Annotated in this window: 17 protein-coding genes; 8 read left to right on the forward strand and 9 right to left on the reverse strand. The window is 60.2% G+C overall.

The features are described from left to right. Positions 1-151: 151 nt before the first annotated feature. The 3 genes from GSQ88_RS23470 to GSQ88_RS23480 all read right to left on the reverse strand — a co-directional run bounded on the left by GSQ88_RS23470 (position 152) and on the right by GSQ88_RS23480 (position 5809). Positions 152-1780: an acetolactate synthase large subunit gene (locus GSQ88_RS23470; protein ID WP_159010133.1), complete on the reverse strand. Its 1629-nt coding sequence runs from the start codon at positions 1778-1780 to the stop codon at positions 152-154. A 150-nt stretch (positions 1781-1930) separates the two neighbouring features. Continuing rightward, the gene (msrA, locus tag GSQ88_RS23475; RefSeq protein ID WP_159010134.1) at positions 1931-2443 is read right to left on the reverse strand and encodes a peptide-methionine (S)-S-oxide reductase MsrA; all 513 of its coding nucleotides are present in this window, start codon (positions 2441-2443) and stop codon (positions 1931-1933) included. A 324-nt stretch (positions 2444-2767) separates the two neighbouring features. Next, positions 2768-5809, reverse strand: a complete 3042-nt coding sequence (locus tag GSQ88_RS23480) for an Ig-like domain-containing protein (RefSeq protein ID WP_159010135.1) — start codon at positions 5807-5809, stop codon at positions 2768-2770. 358 nt (positions 5810-6167) lie between these two features. On the opposite strand from GSQ88_RS23480, the gene gmd reads away from it, so the two are divergent. The 3 genes from gmd (at position 6168) to GSQ88_RS23495 (ending at position 9575) form a co-directional block, all read left to right on the forward strand. Continuing rightward, positions 6168-7256, forward strand: a complete 1089-nt coding sequence (gmd, locus tag GSQ88_RS23485) for a GDP-mannose 4,6-dehydratase (protein WP_159010136.1) — start codon at positions 6168-6170, stop codon at positions 7254-7256. Positions 7257-7442: 186 nt separating this feature from the next. Continuing rightward, on the forward strand, positions 7443-9227 hold the full coding sequence (locus tag GSQ88_RS23490; RefSeq protein WP_159010137.1) for a hypothetical protein: 1785 nt from the start codon (positions 7443-7445) through the stop codon (positions 9225-9227). A gap of 60 nt (positions 9228-9287) precedes the next feature. Further along, positions 9288-9575 carry a hypothetical protein gene (locus GSQ88_RS23495; protein ID WP_159010138.1) on the forward strand — a complete coding sequence of 96 codons (288 nt, stop codon included), beginning with the start codon at positions 9288-9290 and terminating at the stop codon, positions 9573-9575. Positions 9576-9578: 3 nt separating this feature from the next. Here the strand turns inward: GSQ88_RS23495 and GSQ88_RS23500 are convergent, their stop codons facing one another. Beyond that, positions 9579-9926 (reverse strand): VanZ family protein, encoded by a 348-nt coding sequence (locus GSQ88_RS23500; protein ID WP_159010139.1) that lies wholly within the window; start codon positions 9924-9926, stop codon positions 9579-9581. Between the two features lie 556 nt (positions 9927-10482). Between GSQ88_RS23500 and GSQ88_RS23505 the strand changes: the two genes are divergently transcribed. From GSQ88_RS23505 to GSQ88_RS23525, 5 genes are all read left to right on the forward strand, one after another. Then, on the forward strand, positions 10483-11679 hold the full coding sequence (locus GSQ88_RS23505) for a polysaccharide biosynthesis/export family protein (protein WP_159010140.1): 1197 nt from the start codon (positions 10483-10485) through the stop codon (positions 11677-11679). A 21-nt stretch (positions 11680-11700) separates the two neighbouring features. After that, positions 11701-13161, forward strand: a complete 1461-nt coding sequence (locus GSQ88_RS23510; protein WP_159010141.1) for an O-antigen ligase family protein — start codon at positions 11701-11703, stop codon at positions 13159-13161. Between the two features lie 71 nt (positions 13162-13232). After that, positions 13233-13802, forward strand: a complete 570-nt coding sequence (locus GSQ88_RS23515; protein ID WP_159010142.1) for a hypothetical protein — start codon at positions 13233-13235, stop codon at positions 13800-13802. Positions 13803-13897: 95 nt separating this feature from the next. After that, positions 13898-16162: a polysaccharide biosynthesis tyrosine autokinase gene (locus tag GSQ88_RS23520; protein ID WP_159010143.1), complete on the forward strand. Its 2265-nt coding sequence runs from the start codon at positions 13898-13900 to the stop codon at positions 16160-16162. Next, positions 16162-16935 (forward strand): hypothetical protein, encoded by a 774-nt coding sequence (locus tag GSQ88_RS23525; RefSeq protein WP_159010144.1) that lies wholly within the window; start codon positions 16162-16164, stop codon positions 16933-16935. Before GSQ88_RS23520 ends, GSQ88_RS23525 begins: the two co-directional genes overlap by 1 nt. A 35-nt stretch (positions 16936-16970) precedes the next feature. On the opposite strand, the gene GSQ88_RS23530 is transcribed toward GSQ88_RS23525, so the two are convergent. The 5 genes from GSQ88_RS23530 to GSQ88_RS23550 form a co-directional block, all read right to left on the reverse strand. Beyond that, on the reverse strand, positions 16971-18293 hold the full coding sequence (locus GSQ88_RS23530) for an MATE family efflux transporter (RefSeq protein ID WP_210253872.1): 1323 nt from the start codon (positions 18291-18293) through the stop codon (positions 16971-16973). A 28-nt stretch (positions 18294-18321) separates the two neighbouring features. Continuing rightward, positions 18322-18990, reverse strand: coding sequence for an acyltransferase (locus GSQ88_RS23535; RefSeq protein ID WP_159010146.1), 669 nt, complete (start codon positions 18988-18990; stop codon positions 18322-18324). 263 nt (positions 18991-19253) lie between these two features. Continuing rightward, entirely contained in the window at positions 19254-20090 is an 837-nt protein-coding gene (locus tag GSQ88_RS23540; protein ID WP_159010147.1) for a class I SAM-dependent methyltransferase, read from the reverse strand. After that, entirely contained in the window at positions 20047-21390 is a 1344-nt protein-coding gene (locus GSQ88_RS23545) for an O-antigen ligase family protein (RefSeq protein WP_159010148.1), read from the reverse strand. Before GSQ88_RS23545 ends, GSQ88_RS23540 begins: the two co-directional genes overlap by 44 nt. After that, positions 21387-22124, reverse strand: a complete 738-nt coding sequence (locus GSQ88_RS23550; protein WP_159010149.1) for an FkbM family methyltransferase — start codon at positions 22122-22124, stop codon at positions 21387-21389. The genes GSQ88_RS23545 and GSQ88_RS23550 overlap by 4 nt, the downstream gene beginning before the upstream one ends. Position 22125: the final 1 nt, after the last annotated feature.

Here is a 22125-nt window from a genome sequence, read left to right on the forward strand (position 1 = left end):
AGCGCGCCTTTGCGCGCGTCTCAAAGGATGATGTTCAGCTCGGTGCGTGCGGCCATCCTCGAGACGCGGCGAAGACGCCGCTCCTCAGGATGACGTTTTTCTTTTCCGTCCCCCTGCAGTGCTTCGTCTAGGTGCCTCGGACCGGCGCGCCCTAATGTTTCGGCAATTCCTTCACCAGCACGCGCATGTTCTCGCTGTAGTCGATCGGCACGACGACCAGATGCACGCCCTTGCCGTCCAGCGCGGCCTTCAGCGTCGGCAGGAAGTCCGCCGTGGACGCCACCCGCGAGCCCGTCGCGCCATAGGATTTGGCGTAGGCCACAAACTCGGGATTGCCGAATTCGAGGCCGAAATCCGCGAAATGATCGGCTTCCTGCTTCCAGCGGATCATGCCGTAGGCGTGGTCCTCGAGGATCAACACCACGATATGCACGCCGAGACGAACCGCCGTCTCCAGCTCCTGCGAATTCATCATGAAGCCGCCATCGCCGCACACCGCGAGGATTTTCCGCTCGGGATGAATCAGGGCCGCGGCGATCGCCGAGGGAAGCCCCGCCCCCATGGTGGCCAGCGCATTGTCGAGCAGCAGCGTGTTGGCGACGCTGGTGCGATAGTTGCGCGCGAACCAGATCTTGTACATGCCGTTGTCGAGCGTCACGATGCCGTCCGGCGGCACCGCTTCCCGAACGTCATGGACGATGCGCTGCGGCGTCAGCGGAAAACGGTCTTCGGTGGAACCCTCCGCGAGTTTTGCCAGGATTTTCTCGCGCAAGCCCAACAGCGCGCCGGCGTTGGGAAGCTTGCCTTCGAGGCGGCCCGCAAGCGCCGCCAGGCTGGCGCCGACGTCGCCGATGATCTCCGCCTCCGGGAAATAGACCTGTTCGACGGTCGCCGGCGTGGCGCCGACGTGAACCACGCGAGGTCCCTTCTCGTTCATGATGAAGGGCGGCTTCTCGATCGTATCGTGTCCGATCGAGATGATGAGGTCGGCCTTGTCGACGGCCTCGTGGATCCAGTCGCGTTCCGACAGCGCCGCGGTCCCCATATAGAGATTGGACCCCGCATTGACCGCGCCCTTTCCCATCTGGGTGTTGAAGAACGGAATCCCCAGCCGACGGACGAATCGCGACAGCGGCTCGGCCAGTTGCGGACGGCTGGCGCCCGCGCCCAGCATCACCAGCGGCCGCTCCGCCGACGCGATCATCGCGGCTGCGCGGTCGATCGCCACGTCAGGCGCCACCGGCAGTTCGACGACATGCGGATGAATGATCTCGGCCGCCGCCTCGTCGGAAGCGACATCCTCCGGCAATTCGAGATGGACCGGGCCCGGGCGCTCCTGCTGCGCCACGCGGAACGCATCGCGCACCAGGGTCGGAATGCTCTGCGCCGAGATGATCTGGGTCGCCATCTTGGTCAGCGGCCGCATCGTGGCGACGATATCGACGATCTGGAATTTCGCCTGCCGGCTGGAGCGAATGGCCTTCTGGCCGGTGATCATCACCATCGGCATCGCACCCAGATGCGCATAGGCCGCGCTGGTGGTCAGGTTGAGCGCGCCGGGCCCGAGCGTCGTCATGCACACCCCGGCGCGGCCGGTCAGCCTGCCATAGGTCGCCGCCATGAAACCGGCGGCTTGTTCGTGGCGGGTGATCACGAGCTTGATCTTCGAGCCGCGCAGCGAGTTCAGCACGTCGAGATTTTCTTCGCCGGGGATCGCGAAGATATATTCGACGCCCTCGCTTTCGAGCGCCCGAACCAGCAGATCTGAGCCTTTTGTCATCGCAACACTCCCGATATGTCCTTGCGCGCCGTTCCCGCAGTTCGCGGATGGTATCAAGAACGATGGCGTGCCGATATGCCCGTGGCATGAAAACGCCGCCGGCACTTCTGGCGCCGACGGCGTTTTTGAACCCGCAACCCTGCCTGAAATCTAGCTCGCCATGCGGCGCGGCAGCTTCCAGCCGGGACGGACGAAGTGGCAGGTATAGCCGGTCGGGTAGCGCTCCAGATAATCCTGATGCTCCGGTTCGGCCTCCCAGAAGTCGCCGACCGGCGCGAGCTCGGTCACCACCTTGCCCGGCCACAGGCCGGAGACATCGACATCGGCGATGGTATCGCGCGCCACCCGCTCCTGCTCGGGGCTGGTGTAGAAGATCGCCGAACGATAGCTGGCTCCCCGGTCGTTGCCCTGGCGATCCCGCGTGCTGGGATCGTGGATCTGGAAGAAGAATTCCAGCAGATCCCGGAAGCTGGTGACCCGGGGATCGAACACGATCTCGATCGCCTCGGCATGGCTGCCATGGTTGCGATAGGTCGCATTCTTGACGTCGCCGCCGGAATAGCCGACCCGCGTCGAGATGATGCCGGGCTTGCGGCGGATCAGATCCTGCATTCCCCAGAAACAGCCGCCTGCAAGAACGGCACGTTCCGTAGTTGTGGTCATCGGTGTTTCTCCGTATTGGCCGCCAACACATTGGCAGCGAAATCGAGTTGGCAGCGAAATCGAACGCCCTGCCCGAAGCCCGCGCCTTGGCGGTCCGGACAGGAGGAAGCCTAGAGCATTTCCGGTTCTGATGGAATCAGAACCGGGCTCTAGATTCTTGTTTTGACGCGTTTTCTTGACGCGAACCGGTACCCACGGAGCCTGTCATCGGGCGCGCGTTCGCGCGACCCGTTGGCTCGAAAACGCTCTAGCATAAATGTGGCGCGGAGCGAGCCCGCGCAAGGCGCCGCGGCCCGCCGATGAGGCGCATTTGATCAAGCCGATTCAATGAATGATAAAATGCCCGATATGCGTCTCGGCGATGCCGCCGGCATGCCCAAGGCTCGTATGATCGAACCCGCTCGCATCATCGAACCATGGATGATTTGATGGAGCCGAGTTTGCTGTCGCCATCAGGCTCGTGGGTTGCGGTTGCAAACCATGTCCGTCGATCGCCGAATATGCCGGAGCGCCGCTGCCGGCGGCCGTGTGCGGCTGGAAAACGAACGCATCGCCTCCCACGCCCCCGATCGATACCGGCGGGGTGGCCGGGACATTGGTTTCGCCGCCGGCCGAGGCAAAGCTGAAATTGGCCTTCGGCGGATCGATCACCATCGTGCCGCCCTGGCCGTCGCTCGAGAGATCGAACGTCGATTTTGTGTAGTTCCCGACCAGCGCGATGTGAGCCACGTGATTTTGAGCGTCGGTCACCGTCAAGGTGCCACTGGTGCTGTTGCCAGAGTAAGAGACCTTGGTTCCGGAACCGAAGCCGATATCCCGGAGGTCAATCTGGTCTGAGGCGTTCGGATTACCGTTGCCGGTGAGACCGATCAATTTGCCGGTAAAGGACATCGAGTGGTCGAGAACCAGGGTGCCGGTCGTCCCCTTGAAGGTGATCGATCCGGAATCGGCAGCCGTCAGTTCGAGCGTGGCACCGGCGTCGATCACCGCCGCCTGCGTCATCTGGCTCAACGTCAATACCATGTTGCCGCTCGCCTCGATCACGGTCGAGGGGATATCGATCACGCCGTCACCGTTCAGATCCTGATGGAAGCTGAGCTCGGCCGCCTCGATCACAACGCTGGTTCCCGATACGATGCCACCGCTCGAGACGTAATTGCCGTTGCTGTCGGTGGTCCAGATCTCGTACGACGTGGAGCCCGTCGATTGAAAGGCGACCTCGTATCCCGTTGAGGTCTGCTCGACGCCAATCGGCGTCCAGTTACCGAACTCACCGGCCACAACCGGCGCGCCCTCATCCTGCAGTTCGGTAATGAAACTACCGTTGACGCCATTGAAATAGTAATTACCGCCGAGCTCGACCAGGCTCGTCGAGCCCGCCCGCTCGATCACCGTGGCGTTGATGCCGATCACACCGTCGCCGTTCAGGTCCTGGTGAAGGACACTCTCGGCGGTTTCGATCGCAGGGCTGGTTCCCGGCTGCACCCCGCCGTTTGAAATGTAATTGCCGTTGCTATCGGTGGTCCAGATCTCGTACGAGGTGGTGCCGGTCAGTTTGAAGGCGACTTCGTATCCGGTCGCGATCTGCACCGCACCGATCGGCGTCCAGTTGCCAAACTCACCGGCGAAAACCGCCATGCCGCCGTATTGCAGCTCGGGCCCGGCGCCGCTGGCGATGCTTTCAAGATAATAATTGGTGCCGACTTCATCCAGACTCGTCGAACCCGCCGCTTCGATCACGACCGGCGCTGGCCCGATGATGCCGTCCAGCACATTCGAGACCGGACTGACATTGCCGGCCACATCGGTCGCGGTCGTGGTGAAATCGTGCGAACCTTCGGAGAGCGAGCCCGAATTGATGCTCCAATTGCCGTTGCCGGCGGCGACGGCGGACCCGAGGAGTTGCGTCCCCTGGTAAAGCCGGACGCTGCTACCGGCCTCCGCGGTGCCGGTGACGATCACCGAGGTCGAAGATGCCTCAACTTCCGAAACAATGTCGGGTGCGGCAGGGGGAATGGTATCGACCGTGACGTCCAGCACCGCCGAGTGCGCACTGAGATTGCCCGCGACATCGATCGCCACGCCGGTGAAGACATGGGTGCCGTTCGCGAGGACCGCCGTCGCAAAGCTCCACGCGCCGCTGGCATTGGCGGTGGTGGTGCCGATCTCGGTCGAGCCATCGAATATCTCGACGGTATTGCCAGCCACTGCCGTGCCGGTCAGGGTCAGTTGATCGGCGTTGGTGATGCCGTCGCCGACGATATTGCTGTCGGGCGAGAACGACGTGATCACCGGCGCGACCGGGACACCGGTGTCGATCGTGACATTCAATGGGGCCGAGACCACGCTGACCGTGCCATCGGGGTCGGTCGCCTGCGCGGTGAAAGGGTGGGTGCCGGCGGCCAACGTGCCGGTCGCAAACGACCAGGCGCCGCTGGCGTTGGCCGTCGCGGTTCCGATCAGGGTCGCAGCGTCGAACACCTGCACAACGGCGTTGGGGTCAGTCGTGCCATCCAACGTGATGTGAGTGGCATTGGTGATGCCGTCGCCGACGACATTGCTGTCCGGAGAAAAGGAAGTGATCGCGATCGCGAATGGCTTGGCCGCGTAAGCCGCGATCGAATCGATCAGCATGTCGCCGCTGACCGGCGTCGTCGCATTGGCGATGCCCGGACCATAAATGCCGAGATCCGCGATCATGTACATCGGGCTGTGCAAGTCCGCCGGCGTTGCCGTCTGAAAGACCTCAACGCCGTCGATGTACCAGGTGATCGTGTTGGGCTCCCAATCCACCGCGTAGGTGTGGAAGCCGGTATACATGCCCGGCACGACGGTGGCGGCCTGAATCTGCGTCATCGTGCCGGTCTGATCGGTATGCACCGTCTCATAGGCGACGTTCGGAACGTTTCCGAGCGCCTCCACGACGTCGATTTCGGGAAACGTCGCCGATGTCGTGTTCACGGGCATCAGCCAGAACGCCGGCCACATGCCCGGGCCGGCGGGAAGCTCCGCACTTATCTCGAAGTAACCGTACAACTGCGATAAGGAATGATAGCTCGTGATCATTCCGGAGGTGTATTGGGCGTTGTCGATATAGGGCTGAATGGCGGCCGGGGCTGGTCCCGCATGCAAATCCAGAACACCGTTGCTGATCGTCCACGGCGTGACCGAACTCGTCGGCGCATAGTTGACGTTGATGTTCCAATTGACCTGCTGGCCGCCGGTAATTTCGATGCCGTTAGCTGGCGCCCAGAAATAAGTCGAATCCCATGTGCCGCTGGTCCCGTTCCAGAAACTGAGCGTATCGAAATCATCCGAGAATATAAGCTTCGCAGTCGCTGAAATATTTTTCGGATTGATGGACATCTGCACCCCTCTTCATTCAGGGCATCGATAAGGTCGCATCTCTCGCGTGGCTTAAAATCCTATCGTTGGTAGCGTCGCACCACACCACTGGCAACTAAGATATTTCGATTTTGTTTCACTTGTAACTAAGTCTGCTTGCACAAGACTTGCACTGCTCACAGAGCCAGGTGTTTCAGTGTCTCCAAATATCAATACGGTCATCAAAATTTCGGCGCTCGGCTGCGCGTAGAAGGTTACCTACGCGACTTAACGTAAACACAAGGCATTTTGCGCACGCGAAATATCAAATGGTAGCGTCGCCCGGCAGATTCAAAATTGAACATCTCTGTGTAGAGATCAACGAGTGTGCGAAGCGCAAATGGCCAAATACCGTAGCAAACGACAACGTGTCGCGCTGATCACCGGTGTCACCGGGCAAGACGGCGCCTATCTCGCCGAATATTTGCTGGGCCTCGGTTACGTGGTGCACGGCATCAAGCGGCGATCGTCGTCCTTCAACACCGCACGCATCGATCATCTCTACGAAGATCGTCATACCAGCAATATGCCGCTGCAATTGCACTATGGCGACATGACGGATTCGACCAATTTGATCCGGCTGATGCAGCAGATACGCCCGACCGAGATCTACAACCTCGCCGCCCAAAGCCACGTCGGCGTCAGTTTCGAAAGCCCGGAATACACCGCCAATGCCGACGGCATCGGCGTGCTCAGACTTTTAGAAGCGATCCGGATCCTCGGCATGGCGAAGGAGACGCGGTTCTATCAGGCCTCGACCTCGGAGCTTTACGGCCTGGTGCAGGAAGTGCCGCAGAAGGAAACCACGCCGTTTTATCCGCGCTCGCCCTATGCGGTGGCCAAACTCTACGGTTACTGGATCACGGTGAACTACCGCGAGGCCTACGGCATGTATGCCTCCAACGGCATCCTGTTCAATCATGAGAGCCCGATCCGCGGCGAGACTTTCGTGACCCGCAAGATCACGCGCAGCATCGCCCGCATCGAGACCGGGCTCGAAGAAGCGATCTATCTCGGAAACCTCTCGGCCAAGCGCGATTGGGGCCATGCCAAGGATTATGTCGAGGGCATGCACAGGATATTGCAGGCGGATGCGCCCGACGATTTCGTGCTCGCCACCGGCGAAACCCGCTCGGTGCGCGAATTCGTCGAACTTGCATTTGCCGAAGTCGGCCGCAGCATCGAGTGGCGCGGCCAAGGCGTCGAGGAGATCGGCGTCGACCGGGCCTCCGGCAAAACGCTGGTTCGGGTCGACCCGGCTTATTTCCGCCCGACCGAGGTCGATCTGTTGATCGGCGACGCCTCCAAGGCACGCGACAAGCTCGGCTGGAAACCGAAAACGACGTTTTCGCAGCTCGTCAAGGAGATGGTCGCGGGCGATCTCGCTATCGCCCGGCGCGAGATATCGAACAGCAAGAGCCCCGCCTGACCCAGGCTGGCCAAGAAGCGGCGACGGACCGATGGCAGACATGGCCCCGCATGACCAACTGAATGGTTGCAGGCTCAAGGCCTTTTCCGTTCCGATGGAATCGGAACGGGCCTTAGACTTTATTTTGACGCGTTTTCTTCAGGCGAACCGGTGTCCACTTCGCTTGAAAACGCTCTTGAGGCCATGATGTTTTCGCGCAGGTTGTTTCTCGGTGCTTCTTCCGCTGCCGCATGGCTGGCTTTTGCCAGATCGGCTTCGGCTGACGAAAATGTCCAAACGGTTCTCGACCACAACTTCTTCGACCGATCTGCCGCTGCCGACCACGCCCGCGCCTTCGACGCCGCGCTGCGTTACGTCAACCACGAGGTCTTTGGCGACGCGGCCGGCCTTATGATCGAGGACGCAGCCCTCAACGGTGTCGAAGATGCCGGCTATGCCGGTTCGGGATCCTACCCCGAGGGATGGCAGTTGTTGCCGCAGCCGGTTGCTCCCGCGGGCTTTTCGGCGATCTTTACCAGGACCAGGACCAGGACCAGCAACGGCCGGTTGAGATTGCAGGGTGGTTCGGCCGGCGACTTCACCCTCGTCATGGGATCGAGCCGGCATTTCTCGATTGCAAAGGGCGATCTCTTGACCGGATCGGTCGCGATCCGTCTGGCCGATGGTGACCGAAGCAGCCTGGCAAGCCTCGGACTGCTCGTTCGCCAAAATGACCTGGACGGCACGCCGTTGAACCACGCACCGCCGGTCACACCGATCCAGCAGATCCAGACCGGCAAACCCTGGTGGGCGCAGGTGCAGACCGTCGCGGCGGAGGGTGGCTTTGCAAATCTCGCTTTGAAGATAACCACATCGGGCAAATTCGACCTGACGTTCGAAATAAACTTCCCGCAACTGGAAAAACGACCCTGGCGATCGACATTCTGCGCCGCTTCACGAGAAGCCGATCACGTCTTGCTGTCGGCACCGGCCGACTATCTGTCCCAGACGGCGCGCTCGGTCGTGATCACGGCAGACGCGCCGCGGTTTGTGCCGATGGCTTCGCTGTGGAGCGAGTACGCTGACGCCGACAATTATATCGAAGTTCAGCTTCGCGACAGGGTTTTGGTGGCGACGGTCGTTGCCGATCACGTTCGCAACGAAATCCAGCTCGGCGTGGTGCCGCCGCTGATGCGCTTTACGGTCTGCCTGAGCGTGAGGGCGACGGGACTTGCCGCCTCGCTCAACGGCAAGCCTCCGCAATCGATCGATTGCCCGGTGCCCAAGGGACTGAAGCTCGCGCGACTTGGCGGCGGCATCAATGGCGCATGGAACTCGACGATCGGAAGGCTCACGCTGTTCAAGGGTGTGGTTCCCGACATCGCCCTGCAGAGCCGCCGCGACCAAGTCTTCTTTGACGACTTCGACCGGCCCAACTCCCCCTCGCTGGGTCGTTCGCCGACCGGACAGACGATCGAGAAGACCGGCGGCAACGATAGCGCCATCATGGGAAGAAAATGGGTTGTTATTCCCGGCGGGCTGGGCCTGGCCTTTGCCGCCTACGGCAAGATCGCGCTGCCCAAGGTGCCGCGCTATCTCGGAGCCGTGTTGACCTGGACCACCGGGAACTCGGGAGGGTGCGCCGGATTGCTCGCCGCGACCAACATGCCGCCGGACCCGGTTGACGCGCTGCACACCGTGGTTTGCGACGACCGGGAGATATTCCAGACGATTTCCAATACAAAGGTCGAAAAAGCCCTGGCCGAGTTCATCTACCCGATTGCGATGCGGCGGGACGGCGAAACCCGATACGGCGTCGCCCGCATGCTGAATTCAACCGACAGCGCGGTTGTCTATGTTGGCCCGCAGGGCGATCTCGTGCGTCATGCCGATCCGACCTATGCCGCGAGAGTCGGCTCCATTGCTGTCTTCGAACATTATTGGCAGGTCTTACAGTGCCGGCCCGAATTCCTGGCGGTTGCAGCATCCTGAAAGACAACAAACCCGAGTTGTGCGATGATCGCGGCGACTGAGTCTCACCAGGAGCCTGTCATGAAGCACGGATTGATTTTCAAACACGCTTTGATTTTCGTCATTCTCGCATTGGTCGCCAGCGAGGCGGCGATGGCGCAGGGAGTCGCCCAGTCCCCCACGACTACGGTCAACCAGCAGCGGCAGCAGACCAACTCGCTGGTAAATGGCTCGCCGACCTCTGCTGTCGCCACCAGTCCACCAAGCCCCAACGGCACGTTCGGCAGTCCGTTTACCAGTCCATTCTCCAGTCCGTTTGGAACTTCCTCGGCAGCGCCGCGCAGGGGCGGCTACGCCGGCAACAGGTAACCGTCAATTGTTGACGCGTCTGTTTGGAAACAAGTTCATCATCGACTGCCCCAATGCGATCCCGATGCATCCGGCCAATGCATCGATCAGGAAGTCGCTCAACCGCGCGTGGCGCGTCGGCAGCGGAATTTGAACCAGCTCGATCGCCAGGGCGAACAGCACCGCGGCCGGCAGAAGCTTTTTAAGCGAAGCGGGAAACGAGAACGGCACCGCTAGTCCGACGATCGCAAAGCACAGAAAATGCTCCGCGGTTTGCCCGAGGCCGGTAACCAGCCTTTCGTCGGCCGGAACGACCGTCAGAGCCACGACGGCAAATACGGCTGTCAGCACAGCGATCTGCGCGAGCTTCACGGAACACCTTTCATTTCATCGCCTGAAATGCATTGCCGAGATACGGCACCGGTGGATGGTTCGGTTTCACCTCGCGCGACCAAATTAGATGCAAATCCGAATATAGACATTTCCCAACCAAGCGAAACCGGAGGGCGCGATGTGGTAGCTTTATACGCACCGACGGCGGGGTCGCGCCCTGCCCTCCGCTGGCAGCAGCGCCCAAACTTACCACCTGACTGGAACTGCTCGTCATAGCTTGCCTCGCGAGCAAGCGCCTCCTTGCCAGCAGCTTGAAGAAACAAATTACAAACTTACCACCGGCCTCGAACCGATCGGAACGCTTGTTCACGAGGCCGCTCGCTCCGGTTGCAAGCAACTTAGAAAAAATAATCGCGAACTTACCACCTGCTTCCGATGACGGTTCCGAAAATCGCCTTCGCAAAATCGCAGCGTTTTTCAGCGGCAATTTGAAAAAACAGCCGCAAACTTACCACCGATTTCAATCGGCAACTTAGCTCGCGGCTCGCGGAGCTAACTAAGAGTTATTTAACCATACGCCTGCAAATTTCTTGACATGAAAATCGTAAAACAATTTCGCCTGTACGGCGGCGTAAGTCTCTTCGCAGCAATCGCGCTCGCAGGCTGCTCGACGTTACCCACGTCCGGTCCGACGGGCCGGGACGTCAAGGCGCAGATTCCCATCGATGAGAACAGTCTGCCCTATCGCATGGTGAAGGTGACGCCCGAGACCGTGGGCGTGCTTGCGGAGAACACCGGCAGACTGAGCGTTGACTATGCCAACCGCCAACCGCCGCGCGAAATCAGATTTGGCATCGGCGACGTCGTCAGCGTGACTATTTTCGAAGCCGCCGCCGGCGGACTTTTCATTCCCGTCGAGGCCGGCGTTCGGCCAGGCAATTTCATCGCTCTGCCCAACCAGTCGGTCGATAGCAAAGGCAACATCTCGGTGCCTTACGCAGGCCCCATCCGCGCCAAGGGGCGGACACCGGTTGAGGTTCAACAAGCGATCACCGACGCCCTGAAGAACCGCGCGATTGAACCTCAAGCCGTGGTGGCGCTGATCGACCAGCGGACATCGCTGATCAGCGTGCTGGGCGAAGTCAACACGCCCGTCCGCTATCCCGCGAATGCCGCCGGCGAACATCTGCTGGACGCGATCACGCGCGCCGGCGGCCCGAAAGGCCAGGGATATGATACGTGGGTCATGTTGGAGCGCAATGGCAAGCAGTCCACGGTGCCGTTTGGTGCGCTGGTCTATGAACCGTCCAACAACATTTTTGTGCATCCGAACGATACCGTCTATGTTTACCGCGAGCCGCAGACGTTTGTTGCCTTCGGCGCCCACGGCCAGCAGGGGCAGTTCAACTTCGAGGCCTGGCGCGTTTCCGTCGCCGAGGCCGTGGCCAAAGCAGGCGGCTTGAGCGACACATTGGCGGATCCCAGCTCCGTGTTCCTGTACCGGGGTGAGACCAGAGCCGTCGCGGCACGGCTCGGTGTCGACATCAGCCGATTCACCACCGCGATCATTCCCATCGTCTACAATTTCAATTTGCGCGACCCCTCGGCCTATTTCCTGACAACCAAGATGATGCTGCGCAACAAGGACGTCCTCTATACGTCGAATGCGCCGGCTGTCGAAACCGCGAAGCTCTTGAATTACATCCGGCTGATCACCGCTACCGTCAACGATCCGATCGTCGCTGCGTACAATGCGGCCGCGCTTCGCAGCCTCGTCGTCGCGGGCCCATAAGCGGTGGGCCCCGATCTTCCCATGCGCGCCGCTTCGTCGATCGTGGCCGAGGCGAATCGCGGGGCGCGCTGGCGTCACAGCCTTCCCGCGTTCTTGATGTTCGCGATCCTCGCTATTGCGCCATTTCCATTCGGCTCGGTATCACCGGTGGCGATATCCGCTCTGTGCGGGTTCGCAGGCTTGGCGATCGCCGGTCTTGCACTCAGGCCGATCGCGCTTCCCGCGCCGCTGGTGTTTGGCGCGGCGGTCCTCGTCCTGATCGTCGCCTACTCGACGGTCATGCTTCTTCAGCTCGTGCCGCGCCAGCCGGGCGACGCCTTGATCCACCCGATCTGGGCCGAGGCCGGCGACTTGCTCGGGCAACAACTCGCAGGCAGTGCGTCGATCGCACGGAGCCAGCCGTTTTTTGCAGTCGGCGCGCCACTCCTGACCCTGATGCTGTTCGTCGGCGGCTATATCTGCGGCGCCGACGATCGGCTGGCTCGTCGTTTGATTCAGACGGTTGCCTGGGCCGGCGGTTGCTATGCCATGTTCGCAATAGGTTCTTTTGCCATTGAGCCATCGATGGTGCTCTGGGAGGAGAAGATCGCCTACACCACATCGCTTACCGGCACCTTTACCAACCGAAATGCCGCGGCGGTCTACTTTGGCTCGATCTCGATCATCTGGCTGGTCATTTTCTTTCAACGACTGGAGTCGAAGCGAAGGCGACGCTCGCGGCACTATCGTCCGTCGCGCGACTGGAGCAAGCTGCGCAGGTTCGGCGTGCCGCTGATTTTCTTTGCGGTGTGCCTGATCGCGGCGCTTCTAACCAGCTCGCGGGCCGGAGTGGCATGCACGGTTGTCGGCCTGCTGGTCGCCTTCGTCCCTGCGTTCCGGAAAACGCTGGCGCGTCCGAGCCGAAAATGGCTGGTGCTCGGCGGCGTCGTATTCGCGATCCTGATGACCTATCTGGTGCTGGACAGCGGCGTCGGCGACCGCCTGCAGAACGAAGGTCTCGACGACGGCGGCCGCCGAGCCAACGGCCTGCTCTCGCTCCTTCTGATGATCTCCGACTTCCCGTGGCTCGGTACCGGTCTCGGGACATTTCGCTGGAGCTTTCCGGCCTATCGCAGCGGCGACGCTTCGGGGTGGGGCGTCTGGGACAAGGCGCACAACGTGCTGCTCGAGATCGCAACCGAAGGCGGCGTGGTGCTGGCCGCGCTGGTGTTGCTGGCATGGGTGGTAACTATCTACGTACTACTGCAAGCCGTTGCGCGGAACCCGCGGTCGCCGCCATTGGTGCGGGCAGCACTTGCGGTCTCTACGGTAGCGATCCTGCATTCTTTTGTCGATTTTTCGATGCAGATCCCGGCCTACGCCATCACCGTCGCCGCCGTCGTGGGGGCGGGACTGGCGCAAGCGTTACGGCCCGCGGAACCACTGGGACACCAAGTTAAGGTTGAAGTCATCGCGCCGCCGGCAACGCCGGGCGATCGTTGATGTCGACCGGTCAAGCTGTTAAACTTAGATATAGTTTTGAAGGCCTCGATCGTTTTTGAAAGGTCGCGATCATGTTGCAACAAGTCCTTTCCCACAAAAGGTCCTCTGCGCTGGCCTCCGTTTTTGTCCTGGCGATCGGTCTCACAGCCGCTGCATCGACGCCGGCGCTTGCTCAGTCGACACCCGGGACGGTCGCTCAATTTTTGATTTCTCCCTCTGAGCTGCTGGCAAAATCGCCGAACGGCGGCCCCGGTTTTGTTGCAGCCGTGCGAGATCTTGTTGCCATCAATCCGGCAACGCTTCAGCCCGTTCTGAACTTGCTGGCGAATGCAAACAGGAATCAGAAGTCAGCGATCGGAGCCGGGCTTGCCCAGGCTGCGAGGCGCGTGGCGAAAACAAACCCGGGATTCGCTGCCGAGATTCAAAAAGCCATTCTGAACACCAGGGATCAAGATGTCGTGCTGGCGTTCGCGGCCGGTTCAGGAGATCGCCCGATCGGCGTTGCTGTTGCCGATGGCTACCGGACGAGCCCGACGAATATCGATCCGAACGTAACTAGCAGGCCGCTCTTCAGCTATGCCTCGAGCGTTAGCGGGTTGGGTGCTCTCAGCGACACGGTCGCGTCGCCCGTTAGCCCCTGACGCCTGTGAGACGGACCTTCGGGTCCGCTATGAACCGTAAATCCGTGTCTGTGAACCAGGCCGCGCGAATTGTGCTGGCCGCAACAGTGTGAACCATGATGCTGCAACTCTTGAAGCCCGATCAAAAGCCCGATCGAGACTACAGTTCTGGCGATTATATTTCGCCGGAACAAGTCTTCGTATCCGTTTTCGCGTTCGTGCGTCGCCAATATCCGTTATTTCTGGTGACGCTGCTCGCGACGCTGGCGATCGGGGCGGCGTACCTGCTGATCGTCCGCTCGACCTACACCGCTCAAGCCACGCTCATCATCGACACGCGCAAGCTGCAGGCTTTCCAATCCCAGAACGCACTCTTCAACGACGTTCCGGTCGACTCACCGGCGGTCGACAGCCAGCTGGAAATCATAAGATCCGACAATATCGCGAAAACGGTACTCAGGGATCTTCACCTTGCGAACGAACCTGAATTCGCCCGCTATGGCGGCGGCTTTATGGGTAACGCGATCTATTTCTTCTATTCGATCTTCGAGCCCGGCGACGGTTCGCAGGATAATATCGATCGGCGCGCATTGCGCGAGTTCGCCGGCAATTTGAGCGCGAAACGCGTCGGCGTCACCTACGTGATAGAAGTATCCTACCGTTCCGCCAAACCGGATCGCGCCGCCCAGATCGCAAACGCCGTCGCCGAGGCCTACATCAACGATCAACTCGACGCCAAGTACCAGTCGGCGCGCCGGGCAGGCGATTGGCTGTCCGACCGCATTCAGGAGCTCAAACACCAGGCGACCACCGCGGAAAATTCGATCGTCGATTTCAAGAGCAAGAACAACATCGTCGATGCGGGCGGACGGTCGATATCCGAACAGCAGGTCGCCGAACTCAACAGCCAGGTTCTCGCCGCGCGCACCGCGACCTCCGAGGCGCGTGCGCGTCTCGATCGTATCGAGCAGATCATGAAGTCCGACGTGCGCGACGCGACCGTGACCGATACGCTTCGCAGCGAGGTCGTCAGCAAGCTCCGCTCGCAATATCTCGATCTCGCCAACCGGGAAGCCGATCTTTCGGCGCGTTATGGAGCGACCCATCTGGCCGCGGTCAACCTGCGCAACCAGATGCATGAAATCGCGACATCCATCAAGGCCGAGCTGTCCCGGCTCGCCGAGACCTACAAGAGCGACTATCAGATCTCCAAGCAGCGCGAAAACGAGGTGCAGCGCTCGCTCGACGATGCGGTCGCTCGCTCCCAGGTCGGCGGTCAGGCGCAGGTCCAATTGAAGGAACTCGAAAGCAACTCGCAGACCTATCGATCGCTGTATGAGAGCTTTCTCCAGCGATATACCGAATCCATCCAGCAACAGACGTTCCCGATCACCGAAGCGCGCGTCATCTCGATCGCAACCCCCCCTTCCAAGCGAAGCAGCCCCAAGACAATCCTGGTGCTCGCAATCGCTGGTTTCGGCGGCTTGATGCTTGGCTTTGGCGTCGCCCTGATGCGAGATCTGTCCGACCGCGTCATTCGCACCAGCGGTCAGGCCGAAAGCCTGTTGGGCACCGACTGCCTGGCCAACCTGCCCTTGCTCCCGGCGAACAAGACGCCGGCGGCCGAGGAGCAACCCGAGCAGCCACGGATAATCAAGACGAACTCAGGCGCCTTCTGGGCGGTCGTAAACGAGCCGTTCTCCCGTTACACGGAAGGCATCCGTTCGATCAAGGTGGCGATCGATCTCAACGGTCCATCGCGGACGGGGCGTGTGGTTGGCCTGTCCTCCGCGCTGCCCAACGAGGGAAAATCCACCGTCGCCGCTTCGCTTGGACTGCTGAGCGCGCAAGCCGGAGCCAAGACCATCCTGATCGATGGCGATCTGCGAAACCCGTCGCTGACCAAGTCGATGGCTCCGCATGCCACGTCGGGACTGATCGACGTGATTTCCGGCACCATGCGCTACGAGGATGTCATCTGCACCGATCCGGAGACCGGATTGCATTTCCTGCCGACCGTGATCGACACCCCGATCGCGCACACCAGCGAACTCCTCGCCTCGGCCAGCATGAGAAACCTGGTCGAGGCTCTCAGCAAGCAATATGATTATGTGATCGTCGACCTCTCACCTCTCGCCCCCATTATCGACGTCAGGTCGACGGGGCACTTCATCTCGAGCTATGTGCTGGTCGTGGAATGGGGCAAAACCAATATCGAGGTCCTCGAGCGAGCGCTGGCCGGCGCGCGTAGCCTACAGGAAAACCTGCTTGGTGTGGTTCTCAACAAGGCCGACACCAGCCTGCTCAAGCGATATGAAGGGTACGGCAACGCCTATTATTATCACCCCAACTATTCTTCACAGCGGGCTCACGTGTCCTGATGGATATCCGTCGCGCGTCACGTCAGTTGCCGTCCGGTACCACGCGCTCGGTCTTTGTGGTTCTGGGCACTCTCGGCATGGCGTGGAGCGCGCTCACCCTGCCGACGTTTTGGAACGAGTTTCCAATCAGACAGCTTTCCGAACATATCGTTCGCGGCGAAACGTTTCCGCTGGAAACGCTTCGAAACGCGTCACTTGATTTCCGGCATGGCGTTCACTTGACGGCGTGCGACGCAGTGGCGGCCCACGGCGGCGCGGTTGTCGAGCTCGCTATCCTCGACCGAAGCTTCGCAACGCCGGCCAATGCAGCGGTCGACAGCCAGATCGAGGCCAGCCGGAACTCGATCTTGTCCGGCCTCGCCTGCCTGCCGTCGGACGCCTTCCTGTGGTTCGAGCTCTACCGGATCGAGAGCTTGCAGTCCGGATTGCGCGCGGAATATCTGCGTCATCTGGCCATGTCGTACCAGGTTGGCGCCAACGAAGGCTGGATTGCCATCCTCCGCAACAAGGCGGCTTTCGCGGTCTTTCCCGCGCTTACGACCGATCTGAAATCCAGCGTGCTGGACGAATTCTGCCTGCTGTTGCGAACCGAACTCTATCAGGAGGCCATCGACATTTTCCTGGGCTCGGCGGAGCCTTACCGTGACCTTATCATCGCGCGCATCGACGCCGTCCCCGTGCAAAACCGTCAGGCGTTCGCCGATCTCCTGGCGCGCAAGGGTATCGACGCCCACATCCCGGGCACCTCGACAACCATACGCGAGCGACCTTAGAGCACGCCTCGTGATCCGGCTTCGGGCACACCTCATCACGCCGCAGGCTGTGCCGTCCGGGGCTGCGCAGCGAACAATTCACCGAGGACCGGATGGATCCGAAGGCGCCGGATCATCATTAGATTTCCGCACCCCAATACGATATCCATGGCCAGCAACGCCCCGCCCTGCTGGTACAGCTGAAACAGCACATAAGCGATCGGGATAAACGCCGCAGCTTCGACGATGTGAATCCGCGCCGTCATCTTGATATCCGCGGTCCCGACCAACAGCGCGGCAAGGAAGAAATGCACGGCGCTCAGCACGATCAGCACTGACGCGCCGAGCAGAAAGACGCGATCCAGATCGATCGCCGACCTCAGCCAGAACGACAGGATCGGGTTGCCCAGCAGCAAGAAGCCGACCGCGCCGGTACTGGCGCCGGCGAGCAGCAAGATGCCGCTCAGCCGAACCGTGTGAATGACGGACGCGAATTCCCTCCGTTTCAGTTTCGAGGCCACGATATTGGACAGCGGATAGGTGAAAGAGATCACCAGGGCGCCGTAGGATTGCATGAGCCGCATGAAGATCCCGAGCTCCACGACCGCCTCCGGGCCGGCAATGACGCCGAAAAAGCCGGTGGAAAGCTGATAAACGACGCCAATACCCAGGCTGATGATCGTGAAATCGAGCGAACTCAACAGCAGATGCTTCACGATCCGCCAGCGCCATTTAAAATTGAGGGAGAACAGATTGCGATTCCGGCGCACCACGTCTACCGCGTGGCAGATCGATCCCATGAGGAAACCCAGATTGAGCAGATACGCGGCAAACCAGATCGATGGATGTGAGGGAAACACAAATAGCAGGACAATCAGCGCCAGTACGTAACTGCCGAACTGAAATACAAAAAGCCGGTATAATTGATGCTGACCGGCATCAATTCCCTCAAAAACCGACAGGAAGAACCAAAGGCTGAGCGCGACAAACAGGCTTACGATGCTGATGACGAACTCGCGGTAGTTCGCCGCGACGACGTCAGTCAACGGCACGATCGCCAGCAAGAGAAAGAACAATCCCATCGCCAGGACAAACAGCAACAGATTGATGCCGGCTGCGAGGCCCGTTGCGAGGGATACGGTCTCGATGGTGAACTGGTTGGTGGCCTTATGCCGCCGGGCCACGATATTGGCGATGACGCGGCCCATGCCGAAATTGGCGAAGCCGATCCACGAGCCGATGCTCAGCACCACCAGCAAAAGGCTGAAGCGCGACGGCCCCAAATGGCCAAGCGCCAGCGGAATGCCTACGATGTTCAACATGATTGCGACGAACCGCGTAAGCCACGCCGCGAATGTCGAGAGCATGATCGATTTCATGTTCGCCAGACCGTCCCATGAAAAGGGATCACTTGATTACGAGTGAGGTACGCGAAAAGAACTTGGCATCTTCCGGCATTTTTCGAACCTGCACGGCCGGATTGCCCGCGATCAGCGCATAAGGTTCCGGCTTGACGTGGGTGACGACAGAACCCGCGCCGATGATGCAGCATTTTGGAATCTTGACACCCTTCAATATCGTGCTGCCGGAACCGATCATGGTATAGTCGCCGATGGTGATCGGCCCGCAGGTTTGCCGTGACGCAAGCGGCTCAACGCCATGTGTCACGAGCTGCGAACGCGCACCTGCGATACCGGAGAACGCGCCGAGCTCGACCCGGTCGGTGCAATCAATGTAGTTCTGATGTCCGATCATGCTGCAACGGCCGAGCACCAATTCGGACCGCCGGTTCGGTTTCTTGGGATAGAACGATGAATTAAGCCGCCGGGAAAGCCCCGGGACCCAATTGAAGTTTCCGATGAACGTTTCTTCGTTCATCTCGAGCTTGTCGAGCTGTCCAATGTAATTGAAATGGCCAAGTCTCGCACCGCGCGCGATTTCGACCTCGTCGGCCAGGATAATCGACAAACCGACGCGGGCGTCGCGATCGATCGAGAATCCAAAAAAGTAATTCAGAACCCGCCGCCGCAGCGACCATGGCAGGAAAAAACAGAAAATCTGTGTGACGCCCTTCATCATTCCGATCCCATCAAAACGCACCGCCACGATACCGCGAATTGCAGCCGCCTGCTTGCTTTGGTGATCTTAAGGTTATTTGGGCACGGTCCAATGCGTGAGCTTACCACCGGCCCGCGCGATATCTTTTTCGACTCTCCACTCGGCAATTTCCGCATCGTCCGCGGGCAAACGCTCCGCGCGTCGTTACGAGCGAACGCCTCCCTCACGCCGTGGCCTTCGGCGTCGGATCGTACGCGACGCCGCACTCGATCTACCCGGCTTTAAAGTGCCGAGCCCGGCCACACCGCCAGCACCCTGCCGTCGGAGACCTTGTCATCGGCGAATTGTGCTTGTGGAGCAGGAAGATTGAACGGCGATCTAGAGAGATTTATTCGCCGGAAGTCGCCGTTACGAATATCGGAATTGAACCAGATCGAGGTGTCGCTGGTCAGCAAGACGTATTTGAATCCGGCGGCCCTGATATTTGCCAGCAATCTGCGCGCGCTGCCGAGCGAAAGATGAAACAGAACCTCCCGACATATCAGGACATCACCCCACGGTTCGATCGGCTGCTGCGTTGCGTCCATGCAGATGAACCGCCGTCTCTCGCCGGCATAGGCCGCGTTATTCGCCTCGATGACCGAAGGCACGATATCAATCCCGAGATATTCGAATTCGCCGCCGACATGGCGCATCCAGTTGAAGTCTCCGCAGCCGATATCGACCAGCCGGCGGCAATCGATGCTCTTCAGGAAGCCGGATAGCTGAACGCCCAGCCCGTCGGTCGCCGATACAACGGAACCGGCTCCGGAAAGGCTGTCCTGGCCTTCATGTTCGATCCAAATTCCATTCCTGTAGATATCGGAAAAGACTTCCGTCAGGTCGTTCTTTGCCAGGTGTCCGGTGTCCCGCCCGCGCCGCCGCCGGACGACATCCAGTATCTGGCTGACGCCGAGGCGAAATAAGATATGGCGGACGATTTCCTTGGAGGACTGTTGATGATCCAGAGACATTGGCTTGGACTCACAATGTGGTAGCCATCTGCGTCGAGGCCCCGAAGAAAAAACGAAATTCCTAAATTTCAGGCTGGAGCTTGACGTTGGGATCGGGCGGCGCAACCGCGTAACGCCGTTGCAGTGTCACGGGCCGCTGAACGATGTGTTGACGAGGCGCGTAACCCAGAACCAGCATGTAGAAAAACGAGCCCATGAAGCCCAGATTGAAATTATCGGGCTCGAACCACTGGATCACGAGGGTGCTGGCGATCACGAGGCCGCAGATCAGCGCGCGATCGTCATGGTCCTTTGTGCCAAACCAGATCAGATAAATCGCTCGCCCGATGATGACGGCCAGCAGAATGCCGCCGAGGACCAGGCCAAAATCCATGAAGTACATCAAGACACCGCTGTGGACCGAATGAAGGCCATATCGGCTGGATCGGAATCCATACCCGAAGAAGACGAAATTGCTCATGTCGTCGAAGAATGCGTTCCAGGAATCCGAGCGACCCGTAAAGCCTGAAAGCAGGCCGCGATCCGGATCGAACAGCGCCAGATCCGTCGTTATCTTGTCGAAAAGCCGATCGGTATTGAACACCAGCGATCCAACCAGCAGAGCCAGCGGAAGCGCAATCAGTCCGATCGCCAGCACACGCGCATTGGCAAGCTGGCGCGCGCGGCTCGTGAACATCTGACGATGCGCAAAAAACAGGTATCCGAGATAGAACAGCAACGTGCCGATCATGATTGTGCGCGCGCTTACCACATAGGTTGCTGCAAAGCACGGCAGGAACACCAGCAGGCTGACGCGCCGAACCACGAGTGAGTGAAGCACCAGCGTGATATAGGCATAACGCGCATAGTGGTTCGGATGGATCAGGCCGACCCATCGATATTCGTGAAAACCCTGGACAAGTGCTGCTGTCGTGAGCGAGATCGCAAGCGCCACAAACGCCATCGACAAGGCATTGTCGACGTCCTCCGGCGGAGCCTGCCAAAAGCACAGGCAGAGCAGGAAACACGCCACGGTGGTTGCGTATTGGACAACCTGCGCCGACGATTCCAGATATTCCGCTTCGGCGAGCGACAGGAAAATGATCATGCTGGAAAAGATCAGCAAGAACACCAGCAGCGGCTGGAAGCGATAGACCGCCGCCACGATGCCGTGACGCGCAAAAAGCAGAAGACCCAGCAAGACCGACGGCACCGAGATGAAGAGGCTGGTCTCTCCGGCGTCCGCCATCGTCGAAAGACCGCTCCGCACATCCATCAGTTGCGCCGACGTGGCCTTGATGCCGGGATAGCAGATTGCAAAAATGTAGACAGCAAAGCCAAGCCCTGCCGCATTGAGGACGCCGCCGGTTATCAGGTTCCGGACAATCCGCCAGTTCTCGGTGATGACGACGGGGTACTTGATCATTTCCCCGCCCCCGTGGACGGCTCTGCTCTGAGGAAGAGAAAATCAGCCTGCACCGGACCGCGCAGCGCATCGACGTGCTGGTTGTAGACGCCTGCGAGGCGAAATCCGTGCCCATCGGCCCAGCGGGCGATATCCGCGTAAAGTGGCTGGTCTTCGTACAATTGCAGATACGAGCACTCGACATAGATGGCGTCGAAGCCCGCGATGAGGTCCGCTGATCCTTCCAGCACGTCGAGCTCGCCGCCCTGCACATCCACTTTAAGCAGCGCCGGCGCCTGCAAGTCTGCGTTGCTGATGCAGTCGGAAAGCCGCCGCACCGTGATCTGATCGACGCGCTCGGTCTGAACGCCGAAGATCTCGCTCTGCGCCGTGCCGGGCTTCAACAGCGACGACGAATCGTCACGTGTCGTGACATAGATCGGCGCCGAGCCCGATACCGGACCAATCGCATTGTTGAAGAGCTGTATCTTGCCGTCACGTCCGAGCGCATTGATAAACGATGTCGCCGGCCCGGCCAGTGGCTCGAACGAGTAGATTTGCGCGATCGGAAACAGCCGGCGGGCAATCGCGGCAAATTGGCCGCGATTTCCGCCGACGTCGACCACCGTCCGGAACGAGAAGCGCGACAGCGCGGCAATGTGCTCGATCGCCGGAGCGACCCGCAACGCCAGCAGCGGCCACAGCGGCGGGCGCAGGGCACAGAACACCCCTTTTTTGATTGTGAGCCACTGCATC

The sequence above is a fragment of the Bradyrhizobium sp. S69 genome (genome assembly GCF_009766005.1).
Lineage (GTDB): Bacteria > Pseudomonadota > Alphaproteobacteria > Rhizobiales > Xanthobacteraceae > Bradyrhizobium.